22 protein-coding genes are annotated in these 11,239 nt (G+C 66.4%); 10 read left to right on the top strand and 12 right to left on the bottom strand.

Translation table 11 applies throughout. The features are described 5' to 3' along the window. Positions 1–39: 39 nt before the first annotated feature. Positions 40–891 carry an alpha/beta fold hydrolase gene (locus PSPA7_RS11985; protein WP_012075397.1) on the bottom strand — a complete coding sequence of 284 codons (852 nt, stop codon included), beginning with the start codon at positions 889–891 and terminating at the stop codon, positions 40–42. Between the two features lie 191 nt (positions 892–1,082). Here PSPA7_RS11985 and PSPA7_RS11980 point away from each other — a divergent pair, with 191 nt between their 5' ends. Both PSPA7_RS11980 and PSPA7_RS11975 read left to right on the top strand, forming a co-directional pair. Then, positions 1,083–1,409: a hypothetical protein gene (locus PSPA7_RS11980; RefSeq protein WP_012075396.1), complete on the top strand. Its 327-nt coding sequence runs from the start codon at positions 1,083–1,085 to the stop codon at positions 1,407–1,409. An 84-nt stretch (positions 1,410–1,493) separates the two neighbouring features. After that, the gene (locus tag PSPA7_RS11975; RefSeq protein WP_012075395.1) at positions 1,494–1,670 is read left to right on the top strand and encodes a hypothetical protein; all 177 of its coding nucleotides are present in this window, start codon (positions 1,494–1,496) and stop codon (positions 1,668–1,670) included. Between the two features lie 305 nt (positions 1,671–1,975). Here the strand turns inward: PSPA7_RS11975 and PSPA7_RS11970 are convergent, their stop codons facing one another. Continuing rightward, the gene (locus PSPA7_RS11970) at positions 1,976–2,263 is read right to left on the bottom strand and encodes a DUF3509 domain-containing protein (protein WP_012075393.1); all 288 of its coding nucleotides are present in this window, start codon (positions 2,261–2,263) and stop codon (positions 1,976–1,978) included. On the opposite strand from PSPA7_RS11970, the gene PSPA7_RS32805 reads away from it, so the two are divergent. Continuing rightward, positions 2,262–2,390: a hypothetical protein gene (locus PSPA7_RS32805; RefSeq protein ID WP_012075392.1), complete on the top strand. Its 129-nt coding sequence runs from the start codon at positions 2,262–2,264 to the stop codon at positions 2,388–2,390. The two genes, PSPA7_RS11970 and PSPA7_RS32805, sit on opposite strands and share 2 nt — an antisense overlap. Before the next feature lie 73 nt (positions 2,391–2,463). On the opposite strand, the gene PSPA7_RS11965 is transcribed toward PSPA7_RS32805, so the two are convergent. Genes PSPA7_RS11965 through PSPA7_RS11955 form a run of 3 tightly spaced genes read right to left on the bottom strand, consistent with a single transcriptional unit; the run spans position 2,464 to position 3,751 of the window. Then, the gene (locus PSPA7_RS11965; RefSeq protein WP_012075391.1) at positions 2,464–2,697 is read right to left on the bottom strand and encodes a hypothetical protein; all 234 of its coding nucleotides are present in this window, start codon (positions 2,695–2,697) and stop codon (positions 2,464–2,466) included. A gap of 53 nt (positions 2,698–2,750) precedes the next feature. Next, positions 2,751–3,533 (bottom strand): type I methionyl aminopeptidase, encoded by a 783-nt coding sequence (gene map, locus PSPA7_RS11960; protein ID WP_012075390.1) that lies wholly within the window; start codon positions 3,531–3,533, stop codon positions 2,751–2,753. Continuing rightward, the gene (locus PSPA7_RS11955) at positions 3,530–3,751 is read right to left on the bottom strand and encodes a ParD-like family protein (protein ID WP_012075389.1); all 222 of its coding nucleotides are present in this window, start codon (positions 3,749–3,751) and stop codon (positions 3,530–3,532) included. The genes map and PSPA7_RS11955 overlap by 4 nt, the downstream gene beginning before the upstream one ends. A 156-nt stretch (positions 3,752–3,907) precedes the next feature. On the opposite strand from PSPA7_RS11955, the gene PSPA7_RS11950 reads away from it, so the two are divergent. Both PSPA7_RS11950 and PSPA7_RS11945 read left to right on the top strand, forming a co-directional pair. Next, entirely contained in the window at positions 3,908–4,621 is a 714-nt protein-coding gene (locus PSPA7_RS11950; RefSeq protein WP_012075388.1) for an endonuclease, read from the top strand. Between the two features lie 17 nt (positions 4,622–4,638). Continuing rightward, positions 4,639–5,160: a thermonuclease family protein gene (locus PSPA7_RS11945; RefSeq protein WP_003154874.1), complete on the top strand. Its 522-nt coding sequence runs from the start codon at positions 4,639–4,641 to the stop codon at positions 5,158–5,160. Here the strand turns inward: PSPA7_RS11945 and PSPA7_RS11940 are convergent. Both PSPA7_RS11940 and PSPA7_RS11935 read right to left on the bottom strand, forming a co-directional pair. Continuing rightward, positions 5,135–5,365 (bottom strand): hypothetical protein, encoded by a 231-nt coding sequence (locus tag PSPA7_RS11940; RefSeq protein WP_003154877.1) that lies wholly within the window; start codon positions 5,363–5,365, stop codon positions 5,135–5,137. The two genes, PSPA7_RS11945 and PSPA7_RS11940, sit on opposite strands and share 26 nt — an antisense overlap. A 66-nt stretch (positions 5,366–5,431) precedes the next feature. Next, positions 5,432–5,665, bottom strand: a complete 234-nt coding sequence (locus PSPA7_RS11935; RefSeq protein ID WP_003154879.1) for a DUF3509 domain-containing protein — start codon at positions 5,663–5,665, stop codon at positions 5,432–5,434. Between the two features lie 222 nt (positions 5,666–5,887). On the opposite strand from PSPA7_RS11935, the gene PSPA7_RS11930 reads away from it, so the two are divergent. Next, positions 5,888–6,787, top strand: coding sequence for a YihY/virulence factor BrkB family protein (locus PSPA7_RS11930; RefSeq protein ID WP_012075387.1), 900 nt, complete (start codon positions 5,888–5,890; stop codon positions 6,785–6,787). Here the strand turns inward: PSPA7_RS11930 and PSPA7_RS11925 are convergent. Together PSPA7_RS11925 and PSPA7_RS11920 are read right to left on the bottom strand one after the other, a co-directional pair. Next, positions 6,777–7,094 (bottom strand): hypothetical protein, encoded by a 318-nt coding sequence (locus tag PSPA7_RS11925; protein WP_012075386.1) that lies wholly within the window; start codon positions 7,092–7,094, stop codon positions 6,777–6,779. The genes PSPA7_RS11930 and PSPA7_RS11925 overlap by 11 nt on opposite strands. 148 nt (positions 7,095–7,242) lie before the next feature. Continuing rightward, positions 7,243–7,686, bottom strand: a complete 444-nt coding sequence (locus tag PSPA7_RS11920) for a YqaA family protein (protein WP_003154884.1) — start codon at positions 7,684–7,686, stop codon at positions 7,243–7,245. Positions 7,687–7,818: 132 nt separating this feature from the next. Between PSPA7_RS11920 and PSPA7_RS11915 the strand changes: the two genes are divergently transcribed. Beyond that, entirely contained in the window at positions 7,819–8,193 is a 375-nt protein-coding gene (locus tag PSPA7_RS11915; RefSeq protein WP_012075385.1) for a DUF5064 family protein, read from the top strand. A gap of 96 nt (positions 8,194–8,289) precedes the next feature. Then, positions 8,290–8,619 carry an ElaB/YgaM/YqjD family protein gene (locus PSPA7_RS11910; RefSeq protein ID WP_003152962.1) on the top strand — a complete coding sequence of 110 codons (330 nt, stop codon included), beginning with the start codon at positions 8,290–8,292 and terminating at the stop codon, positions 8,617–8,619. A gap of 64 nt (positions 8,620–8,683) precedes the next feature. On the opposite strand, the gene PSPA7_RS11905 is transcribed toward PSPA7_RS11910, so the two are convergent. After that, the gene (locus tag PSPA7_RS11905) at positions 8,684–8,881 is read right to left on the bottom strand and encodes a hypothetical protein (RefSeq protein ID WP_012075384.1); all 198 of its coding nucleotides are present in this window, start codon (positions 8,879–8,881) and stop codon (positions 8,684–8,686) included. Between the two features lie 180 nt (positions 8,882–9,061). On the opposite strand from PSPA7_RS11905, the gene PSPA7_RS11900 reads away from it, so the two are divergent. Both PSPA7_RS11900 and eco read left to right on the top strand, forming a co-directional pair. Then, the gene (locus PSPA7_RS11900) at positions 9,062–9,292 is read left to right on the top strand and encodes a DUF2789 domain-containing protein (RefSeq protein WP_003152965.1); all 231 of its coding nucleotides are present in this window, start codon (positions 9,062–9,064) and stop codon (positions 9,290–9,292) included. 280 nt (positions 9,293–9,572) lie between these two features. Beyond that, on the top strand, positions 9,573–10,088 hold the full coding sequence (eco, locus tag PSPA7_RS11895; protein WP_228380093.1) for a serine protease inhibitor ecotin: 516 nt from the start codon (positions 9,573–9,575) through the stop codon (positions 10,086–10,088). Between the two features lie 54 nt (positions 10,089–10,142). On the opposite strand, the gene PSPA7_RS11890 is transcribed toward eco, so the two are convergent. Both PSPA7_RS11890 and PSPA7_RS11885 read right to left on the bottom strand, forming a co-directional pair. Further along, entirely contained in the window at positions 10,143–10,529 is a 387-nt protein-coding gene (locus PSPA7_RS11890; protein WP_003152969.1) for a hypothetical protein, read from the bottom strand. A 185-nt stretch (positions 10,530–10,714) separates the two neighbouring features. Next, the gene (locus tag PSPA7_RS11885; RefSeq protein ID WP_003152971.1) at positions 10,715–11,158 is read right to left on the bottom strand and encodes a PACE efflux transporter; all 444 of its coding nucleotides are present in this window, start codon (positions 11,156–11,158) and stop codon (positions 10,715–10,717) included. Between the last annotated feature and the right edge of the window lie 81 nt (positions 11,159–11,239).

Genomic DNA, 11,239 nt, shown 5'->3' with positions numbered 1-11,239 from the left:
GCGACGAGCTGACGAGCGGTCAGTGCGGCACATTGCGCTTCAGCGCGCGGCGCCGCCCTCGACCCGCGCGAGGAATTCCTGCACGGCGCGGTTGAACGCCGCCGGACGGGTGGCGTTGAGGCCGTGGGAAGCGCCCTGGATGCGTTGCAGCTCGGCGCGCGGCAGGGCCGCCGCCAGCGCCTCGGCGGTGGTCGGGAAGGGTTGCGGACTGCGTTCGCCGTTGAGGATCAGGGTCGGCAGGTCGATCGAGCGCAACTCCGGCAGGCGCAGCGCCGGCGGCTGGTCGGCCACCTGCCCGACCAGGGTCATGGCGTTGTCCAGGGTCATTCGGCGGAACGTCGCCGACGAGCGTTTCCATACCCCGGCGCCGCTCACCGTATCGACGAACAGCTCCAGCCCCCGCTCCGCCTCGCCGCCACGAATCAGTTCGAGCGCCTGGCGACGGAACCGATTACGCTCCAACGGCTCCTCGGGAGCAGCCAGGCCGGCGTGGGCGTAGACCTCGGCGGCATAGTCGCCGCCGGGATCGGCCAGGCTCAGCGAACGCAGGGCGTCCGGCGCGGCCAGCGCCAGGCGCAATGCCAGGTTGCCGCCACGGGAATGGCCGAGCAGGTGTACCGGCTCGCCGAGCCGCTCGACCAGCGCCAGCAGGTCGGCGACGTGGCGGGCGCTGGTGAAGTCCGCGCCCTGCCCGTCCCAGCGCTCGGGGTAGTAGTGACGCAGGCTCGGCACGATCAGCCGGTGGCGCTCGCCGAGGCTGCGCAACTGCCATTGCCAGTAGCGGTAGTCGCACAGCGAACCGTGGACCAGCAGCACCGGCGTGCCCTCGCCCAGGTCCTGATAGACCAGTTGATACCCATCCACCTCGAACGAGGCGAGTTCGCCACTCATGCACGCAACCCTTCCGGTTTCTTTTTCGACACGGCGCGACGAACGGTGACCGGGCTCGCAGCCCGATGCACGGCATCGCCTGGTAAAGATGGATGCTACCGGCCTGAGGTCACGCCCCGTAATGACAAATAGGTCTAGGGCCGTCTCGCCCGCTGGACTAGGCTGGAAGTTCCCCTGCGGAGGTGACGCCGATGAATACGCCGATCTTCTACGAGCTATTCCGCAACCACCCGCTGCATGCCCCGTCCGCCGGCACTCTGGCGAGCATGCTGGCCCTCGGTCTGGCGCTGGCCGGGGTCTGGGCCGTGCTACTGGGTTGGGGGCTGGGCCTGGGCATCGACAACTTCGCCATGTACTTCGGCTGGACCGCCCTGCTCATGACCATCCTCCTGGTCGCGCTGTTCCTCGGCGCTACGCTGCTGCGCATGGAAACCGTGTGGCTGGCGTTCCTGCTCGCCCTGCCCCTGCTGACCAGCCTCACCGGCTGCCTGGCGCTGGTCGGCGCCGGCGCCGACTGAGCGCGCCACCGACCTTGGTCGAAGAGCGGTTGCAGTAATTCCCCTGCCCGGAAGGTCTATCCTTGGGCAAGAGGAGGACGAACCATGACTCCCGAATCCTTTGTCACTTTGCTGATCCTCGCCTGGCTAGGTCTCGCCGGCGTCACCCTGTGGGCTTTCCTGCGCGTGCCGCGTCGGCGCGCGCGCCTGCAGCGCAAGGCCCGCCGGGCGCACACGCCTGCTGCCGAACGGCCCGCGCAGGCGCTGCCACAGCGCAGCTGAAGGCGCCGTCCTGTCAGGGCAGGAAGGCGTGCTGGGAAACTCCCAGCAGCAGATAAGCCGCCAGCACGGTGAATGCGAGAAAACCCACGACGTAACGCAGCATCCCGACTCCTGTCAGTCCTTTCATCCCTGATGCCGACCGGAACGATCCTGCATCGTTCCGCGGCGACCTGCCGAAGCGCCGAACGGCCACAGCCCTCGACGCGAAAGGGGGCCGGTCGGTCCTCGACCAGCCCCTTGCGCTCTTCACTCTAGCACTCTCGTCCGGCCCGCCGGCGATCTCCGCCAGGATTCCGGACGAACCGTCAGCCCGCGATGTAGCTCGGCAGGCCGCGCTCCTGCAGCCGGCGCAGGGTCCCGACGACGTCCACAGGCAGGCTCCCCGCCTCCAGGGCCAGGTCACGGCGCACGGCATTGATGAACCAGTACATGCGTTTCTCGTCGGCCAACTGGGCGGCAGACACCACGCGACGGGTCACGATCTCTTCGCCGTTGCGCAGGGTCAGCAGGGCGCCGCCGTCCGGACGCATCTGGGTGGAGACGGCAAAGGTGGCCTGGAAGGCGTCGAACAGCATCTTGATGGACTTTTCCATGATCGTTTCTCCCCTCTTGCATGAAAACCGACTGCGAGGATTCGGCCGCAGCCGCAACATGGGGAAAGGTGGCAGCTTTCATGCCAGCCTCACGAAAAATGAAAAACCAATAAAATCAACAGGTTGAAATCATAAAAAGCGAAGCGGCCCGTGCAAACTGCAAGATCGTGCGAAATGCATCATGCGATTTGCCAGCAGACTCATTCGGAAAACAGCGGCCGCCCCCGCGCATCGAAGCCACGCACCCGGTATAGCGCCGCCTCCGCCAGCGACAACGCCGCCGCCGGGCTCTCGCAGGGCGGCTGGCCGGGCAGCACCAGCCATTCGGTACGACCATCGTCGATGCTGGTTATCTCAATCTCGGCCAGATAGCCGCTGTCCTCGCGCAGCCAGGTCGCGCGCAGTTCGAATTCGCCAAAACGCCTGCCGGACACCCGTCAGCCTCCCTTCGGAAAAGTCGCCGCAGTGTAACCAGCCCGGGCGACGCTCAGCCAGCCAGGTCGGCCAGCGCCTCGCGCTCTTCTTCGCGCAGGGTCAGGACCCGGCAACCGCGCTCGGTGACCAGCACGGTGTGCTCGTACTGGGCCGACAGGCGGCGGTCACGAGTGGTCACGGTCCAGCCGTCCTTGTGCAGCTTCACCGCGTGGCCGCCCTGGTTGATCATCGGCTCGATGGTGAAGGTCATCCCGGCCTTCAGCCGCGCCCCCGCGCCGGCGCGGCCGAAGTGCAGGACCTGGGGCGCCTCGTGCATCTTGCGGCCGATGCCGTGGCCGCAGTATTCACGGACCACCGAGTAGCCGTTGGACTCGGCATGGCTCTGGATCGCATGGCCGATGTCGCCGAGGGTGGCATCCGGGCGCACCACGCGGATCGCCCGGTACAGGCATTCGCGGGTGACGTCGAGCAGCTTCTGCGCCTGGCGGTCGATGGCGCCGACCCGGTACATCTTGCTGCTGTCGCCGAAATAGCCGTCCTTGATCACCGTGACGTCGACGTTGACGATATCGCCGTCGCGGAGGATCCGCTGCGCCGACGGCCAGCCATGGCAGACCACGTCGTTGACCGAGGTGTTCACCGTGAACGGGTAGCCGTACTGCCCCTTGCTGCCGGGGATCGCCGCGAGGGTGTCGACGATGTAGCGCTCGCAGAAGCGGTCGATCTCCGCCGTGCTGATGCCCGGCCGCACCACCTCGTCGAGGGCCTCGAGGACTTTCGCGGTGAGCGCGCCGGCCACGCTCATGCGCTGGATCTCCTCCGCCGTCTTGATCATCCCGAGACCCTCGCCGCGGCCTGCTCGCGACGGTCGCTTTCGCGCGCCTCGTCCATCAGTTGGCGCAGCACCTGGGCGTAGGTCATCCCGGGATTGGCCTCGACCAGCATGCCGACGCGCATCCAGTGCTCGGCCTGGGCATTGATCGAACGCGACATGGCCTTGCAGGCGATGCGCGCCTCTTCGTGCAACTGCTCGGAAATCTTCACCAGGCCCACGCGGCACCTCGAATACGGAACATATATGGAACGCATACTATTCGTCGCGTGAACGCAGCACAATGCGCAAACGCCATCGATGCCTGGCCATGGACTGGCCATGATTGGCATCTCCTGCAAAATCAGTAACATGCGGAATTTTTTGGAAGTTGCCGCATGCTTTCCCGTTTGTTTGTAGGCCTTTTCGCCCTCCTCCTCGCCAGCGCCAGCCAGGCCAACGCCCCGCGCACCTTCTCCGAAGCGAAGAAGATCGGCTGGAAGCTCTACGCCCGGCAATCCGTGGAGTTCTACTGCGGCTGCCGCTATTCGGGGAACCGCGTCGACCTCGCCAGCTGCGGCTACAAGCCGCGGAAAAACGCCAACCGCGCGCGACGCATCGAGTGGGAGCACATCGTCCCGGCCTGGGTGATCGGGCACCAGCGGCGCTGCTGGCAGAACGGCGGGAGGAGCAATTGCGCCCGCCACGACAGCACCTACCAGCGCGCCGAGGCCGACCTGCACAACCTGGTGCCGAGCATCGGCGAGGTCAACGGCGACCGCAGCAACTTCGGCTTCGGCTGGCTGCCGCAGAAGCCCCGGCAGTACGGCGCCTGCCCGATGGTGGTGGACTTCAAGGCGCGCAAGGCGATGCCGCGCCCGCAGATCCGCGGGATGATCGCCCGCACCTACTTCTACATGAGCGACCGCTACGGCCTGCGCCTGTCGAAGCAGGACCGCCAGTTGTACAACGCCTGGCACAAGCAGTACCCGCCGCAGACCTGGGAGCGCCAGCGCAACCACATGGTCGGTTGCGTGATGGGCTGGGGCAATCCCTACGTCGGGCCGGTGGACCTGGCGACCTGCAGCAACCTATCCTCGCGTCGACGCTGACCCCGCCGGAGTAGCCCATGATCTTCCGTACCCTCGCCCTGCTGCCGCTCTGCGCCATGCTGCTGGCGTTCTCCGTCGACGCCGAGGAACGCCGCTTCGACTGCACGGTGGTGGCGGTGCACGACGACGCCAGCCTGGGCTGCCGCCCGCCCGGCGCGGACAAGGCGCTGAGCGTTCGCCTCAACGCCATCGAGCTGCCCGCCGCGCAACCGTGGCGGCAACGCGCCCGGCAAGCCCTGGAGGGGATGCTGCTGGGCAAGCCGGCGACCATCCGCGAGCAAGGCCGCGACGCGCGCTTCCGCATCCTCGGCGCGGCCTGGGTCACCCCGGCCGACTGCCCCGCCTGCGGGCATACCCTGGATGCCGGGCTGGCCCTGCTGACCATTGGCCTGGCCAGTTGGCGCGACGCGCCGGACAGCGGCCAGACGCCCGAGGCGCGCGGCCAGTACCAGTTCGCCGAGGAAGAAGCGCGGGCGCGCAAGGCTGGCCAGTGGGGCCCGCGCGACCATGCGCCTAGAGATGGATCTCGGCGAACTTGATGCCCAGCCCGCGCAGTTCCTTGACCGCATCGTCCAGCCGGCGGAACGACGTCACTTCGTCGTTCTCGTCGACCAGGAAGTAGCTGCGCCCGCCATCCTTCTTGAAGAATACGATCCACTCCCTCGCCAACGTCGGATTGGCGATGATGTGGGTCGCCGTGATCTTGCCGGCCGCCTGCCTGTCCCGAACCTTCTCGCGCTTCATTGCCTTCCCGTCAGCCTGTATCGAAAGACGGGATTATCGCACCATGGGCGGCGCCGGCGAAAAACCTCAGCGCGACGCCGTCGCCATTTCCATGCCCGGCACGGCCAATTCGCGGCGGATGCTGCGGATCAGCCATTCGGTTTCCGGCGGCGCGCTGAGCTGCGGCGAAGGGATGGTTCGGGCGACGTAGCGGCCGTCGGCGGCCTGCAACTGCAGCAACTGCGCACCGTCGTGGCGGCTCTTGCTGGACAACTGGAACTCGGGAAAGGCAGCGGCGATTTTCTTCAGGTCGACAGACATGGTGCGCTCCGTTTCTGAGACGTTGGTCGGCAGCCCGCCGCGCGGCGGGCAGCCGCAGTCTGGCTGGCGGATGCGACCGAATGATGACGGTGGCGACGAACCAATCCGTCCCCTACGGCGTCCCAGAAAGGACGCGGGGAATTTCACCCAATGGAAAACCGCTGGCGGCGCGCGACCTCGAGGCTCGACCCGCCGCCGGCAAGCAGACGGCAAGGAGATCGAATGTTCCGCACGGCGTATCGGGAAATCGGCCTGTTCGGCCTGGTCAAGCGCACCGTGAACGAGTTCCTCGAGGACGACATGCCGACCTACGCCTCGGCCCTCGCCTACCAGATGCTGTTCTCGCTGTTCCCGTTCCTGCTGGTGCTGATCACCCTGGTCGGCTACCTGCACCTGCCCGAGTTCTTCGCCTGGCTGCGCGAGCAGGCGGCGCTGCTGCTGCCGCCGGAGGCGATGGACCAGGTCAACCCGGTGATCGACCAGCTACAGCAGCAGAAAGGCGGCCTGCTGTCGATCGGTATCGCGGTGGCCCTGTGGACCTCCTCGGCGGGCATCCGCTCGATGATGATCGCGCTCAACGCCGCCTATGACGTGAAGGAGAGCCGTCCGGTGTGGAAGCGCTTCTCGCTGTCGATCCTCTACACCCTCGGTATAGCCCTGTTACTGCTGGTGGCGGCCGGGTTGATGGTCACCGGGCCGCAGGTGATCGCCTGGATCGCCAGCCTGGTCGGCCTGGAGCAGTACCTGGTGACCCTCTGGACCTGGTTGCGCTGGCCGCTGGCGGTGTTCCTGCTGATGCTGGCGGTGGCGCTGTTCTACTACCTGGTGCCGGACGTCGAGCAGCGCTTCCGCTTCATCACCCCCGGCTCGGTGCTCTCGGTGATCGCCTGGATCGGCGCGTCCCTCGCCTACGGCTTCTACGTGAAGAACTTCGCCAACTACAACGCCATGTACGGCAGCATCGGCGCGATCATCATCTTGCTGCTGTACTTCTACCTGTCGGCGGCGGTGGTGCTGTTCGGCGCCGAACTGAACGCGGTGATCGAGCACCATTCGAAGGATGGCAAGGACCCTGGCGAGCGCGAGCTGCCGGACAACGACGACCCCGAACTCAAGGCTTGAGCAAGACGTCGGCCTCGCTGACGCTGGCCTTGCCGGTGGCGCGCCGATAGAGACACAACTCGCGGCCCTGGCGGCCTTGCATGTGCGGTTGCGGATAGCGGCCCTGCAGGAGCAGCGCCGAGTAGCCCACCTCATCGTCGAAGGGCAGCACCTGCCCCACCGGGCGTGCCTGGCGCAAGCCGCTGGCCTTCAGGCAGGCGGCGAGCACCGCGGCGTCGTGCGCCTGCCAGGCCTCGGCAGTGGAGGCTCCGGCCGGCGTCGCGCCGAGCAACGCACAGGCCAGCAATCCGGCGGCGACTCGCCTCATTCCACACCTCGCAGCGTTCGACCGATAGGGAAAGCCCCCGGGACCACAGCGGCAACTAAAGGCCCCGGGGGCGGTGAGGCGGCAGTTACGCCTCGCAGCAATGGACATTGCCCCGCGAAAAATAGTTCTGCCCTCGCCGACGAAGCGCTCAGCCGGCCCAGCCCAGCACCAGCGCGGCCAGGGCCAGGTAGCGCAGGGTCTTGGCCAGGCCGACGATCGCCAGGAAGCTCCAGCACGGCTCGCGCATGATGCCAGCCACCAGGGTCAGCGGGTCGCCGATGACCGGCACCCAGCTCAGCAGCAAGGTCCAGCGCCCGTAGCGGTGATAGTGTCGCTGCGCCCTGAGCAGTTGCGCTTCGCCGACCGGGAACCAGCGGCGCCCGCGAAAGTGTTCGAGATAGCGGCCGAGCCACCAGTTGACCCAGGAGCCGAGCACGTTGCCGACGATCGCCAGGACCAGCAGCAACGCCACCGGCTGGCCGCCGCGCAGGAGCAGCGCGGCCAGCACCGTTTCCGACTGCAGCGGCAACAGGGTCGCCGAGCCGAACGCGGAAAGGAACAGCCCGGCGCAAGCCCAGCCGTCGCTCAACACCCAAACGCTCCCGCGACCATCGCGTCCGCTCCTGCCTGGAAAAACACTGACCTGGGACAGCCGTCCCGCGGCGGGCGAAGCATACCCTGGCAGGCAAGGGTATTTCCCGCTCATCCGCAAAGGAGGCAGGCCATGTTCGTTCCCGGCCATCTGCATCTCGCCTCGGCCAGCGAAGTCGACCGCCAGGCGTTCGATATCCATCTGCGCTACCGGATCCTCGAGGCCGACGCGCGCCCGGTAGCGGTGCACTTCGACATGGAGGGGCGGATCGACGGCCAGCCGTTCCGCGACAGCTTCGAACTGCCGCGCGACGCCGCCGTGCATTTCGCCAGCCGCGCCAGCCGCGTGGCCCGGCGCCACGGCCTGCGCTTGCGGCAAGGGCCGATCGTGCGCCAGCGGCGCGAGTACGACGCGATGTTCGACGACCTGCGTCGGCGTCTGAAACTCAAGGCTGGCGAGGCGATCGATCTCGACCGCCACCTGCTCGGCGCTGCCGGGGCGGCCTGAAGAAGCAACCGGTGCGCGGCGCCGTCGATGCCGTGCAACTTTCAGCGAAGCGGGCGACTCAATACCTGGGTACCCATCTTCGCCAAGGAGACCTACATGACCCTGAAAACCCGTTCCGCCCGCGCCAAGCAGGCCATCCAGGACCAGGCGATGGCCGAACTGCAGGACCTGATCGCCGAGGTCGACCAGTTGATGAGCGGCAACGGCAGCCTGGCCGGCAAGGAGGGTGCGAACCTGCGCGAGCAGATCAGTTCCGTGCTGCATCGCGGCCGCGACGCCATGGAGCGTGCCCGCCGCGACGTGTTGCGCCGCAGCCAGGCGGCCGCCGAGGCGACCGAGGAATACGTCGAGGATCATCCGTGGCAGACCATCGCCGTCTCGGCCGGCGCGGGCTTCCTGCTCGGTCTGCTGGTGGGCCGCCGCTAGGCGTCCCCGCAGACAACGGAAAGCCCGCGCTCGGCGGGCTTTCCGACAAGGCAGGGGAAGCTTCTCAGGCGGAGATCGCCGCCTCCAGCGGCCAGCTCAGTTCCCAGGTGCCCTTCAGGGCTTCCGCCTCGTCCCGGCTGGCGAACGGTCCGGCCCACATGGCGCCATCGACCAACAGGATCCAACAGGCCAGCAATCCCTTGCTGCGAAGCGATTCGGGAACGGACGTACCCACCAGCACGGCGACTTCGATTCTGGACATAGGCTGACTCCGATTATCATTAGCATGCTAAGGATAATCACGCCCCCCGCCGCCATGAAGCGCGCTGCGCACAACAGACTGTTTCATCTGCGACAAAATTACCCACCCCGGAACCGCCCACGGCCACAGCGTCGCCGGGGGCTATAGTGGGTGGAAACATCGACTCCGGAGAACCTTCCCATGGACACCAGCCCGCACACCTTTTCCAACCTGTTCCGCCAGTTGGGGCTGCCGGCGGGCCGGGAAGAGATCCTCGCCTTTCTCGCCGGGCATCACCTCGAGCAAGGCACCGCGCTGCCCGACGCACCGTTCTGGAACCCGGCCCAGGCCAGCTTCCTCCGCGAGGCCTTGGCGGAGGATTCCGACTGGGCCGAGCAGGTCGACGAACTGGCCCTGCAATTGAGCCGCTGAGTGCTCTATCTCGCGGGACTTGCTACGAATCGGCAGGGAATTACAAGTCATCGGCATCGATAGCCACTATCAGCCCAAAGCATTTTCCCCCGCCGGGACGTCATGAGATCGTAGCGGCGTCGGAGAACCCCAAGTCCCCGACGCTCCTTTGAAGACCATCGCCCCTCCCCCCGCAGATGGTCTTTTTTTTGCCCGCACGCCGGCCAAGCCCGCCATCCCGCTGACCCAGGACATGGAACATCCGGTTACGTTCCGCACTGAACTTTTCACCCGTGTCCCGCTGTCTTACCCTGCTCGCGTTACCTGCAAGGAGAACCTCAAGGACATGAAAGCACTACTGATCGCCGCCGGCGTTGCCGCTCTTTCCAGCACCGCCCTGGCCGCCAAACTGGATGAAAAGGTTCCCTACCCGAAAGCCGACGCCGGCTTCACCCGCCAGGTCATCCATCTGCCGAAGCAGGACGCGGAAGACGCGTTCAAGGTCGAGATCATCGCCGGCAAGACCCTCGAGGCCGACTGCAACCAGCAGCGCCTGGACGGCGAGCTGGAAGAACATACCCTGGAAGGCTGGGGCTACTCCTACTACCGCCTGGACAAGGTCAGCGGGCCGATGAGCACGCTGATGGCCTGCCCGGGACAGAAGAAGGAACAGCGCTTCGTCCCGGTGGTCGGCGAGGGCTTCCTGCTGCGCTACAACAGCAAGCTGCCGATCGTGATCTACGCGCCGAAGGACGTGGAGGTCCGCTACCGGATCTGGTCTGCGTCCGAGAAAGTCGAGAAGGCACTCAGCGAATAATCCGGCCGCCCATGAAAAAGCCGCCCGCGGGCGGCTTTTTTCGTTGCGCCGGCCTCAGCCCGGCACCAGGCCGATGTTCAGGCCGGAGTCCACGGTGATCCGGTAGTGCGTGGTCTGCCCATCCTGCACATGCACCACCTGCCGGGGCGCATCGCCACGGCAGATCCCGTCGCCCTGCACCGACACCACGCGCAGGCCCGCCGGCAGGCGGAAGCGCGCGCTTTCGCCGGCCTGGATCTCGGCGGCCAGGCGGCTGTCGATGATCAACCGGGTATTGCAGACACTGCCGAGGAACTCGCGGTCGCGGGACACCACCAGGAAAGCGTCGCCGTCGTCGCGGAACTGGTAGTTGTACAGACGTTCCTTCGGCACCTGGTCCGTCTCGTCGAGCGAGGGTGTCGATGTCGAACAACCCGCCAGCAGGACAGCCGCCAGTAGCATCCCCAAATTCCGCATAAAGACCCCAACCCGTTCATCGAAATGCCCTGCCCGTCATCGACGGGCCGGTCCTTCATGGCTTGCGGTCGCATATCCTCCCTGAACCGTCACCACAGCGCACGTCCGTCTAAGGTAGGCGATTTCGCCCGGGCAAGGCGAGCCTGAATGGCGCTGGCGAAAGAAAATCCTCAGACCGCTGCCGTCCCGCCGGCCGGCAAGGCGGACGCCGGCAGGCCGAACAGGCGGTCGAACGCCCAGTTGAAGAGGAAGGTGTAGCACGGGATCAGGATGATCAGCGCGAGGTCCAGCCAGAACGCCTGCAGCAGGGAAATGCCCATCCACCAGGCGATCAGCGGTATCAGGTAAACCACTAGGGTCAGCTGGAAGCCGACCGCGTGCGCCACCCGCCGGGCGACGCTGCGGCCACGTACGGCCTGGCGCTTCTCCCAGAACTCGAACAGGCAGTTGTAGATGAAGTTCCAGGTCACCGCGACGGTGGTGATCACCACCGCCAGCGGGCCGGTGGTGGTCGGCGTCGACCCGGCGAGCAAGGCCAGCCCCAGGGTGGAGATGCTCATCCCGATCAGTTCGTAGGCGGTCACGTAGACCAGTTTGCGCTTGATGCCCTGCACATCGTCCTCTCTTGCGGTCACGGCGGTATGGGAGCGCAAGGTTGGATCTGTTTTCTTGACAGAAAAAGTCAACAGCTTTCA

The organism is Pseudomonas paraeruginosa PA7, from assembly GCF_000017205.1.
Classification (GTDB): Bacteria; Pseudomonadota; Gammaproteobacteria; order Pseudomonadales; family Pseudomonadaceae; genus Pseudomonas; species Pseudomonas paraeruginosa.
Note: the sequence above shows the minus strand (reverse complement) of the source record. Positions and strands in the feature narration are given on the sequence as shown.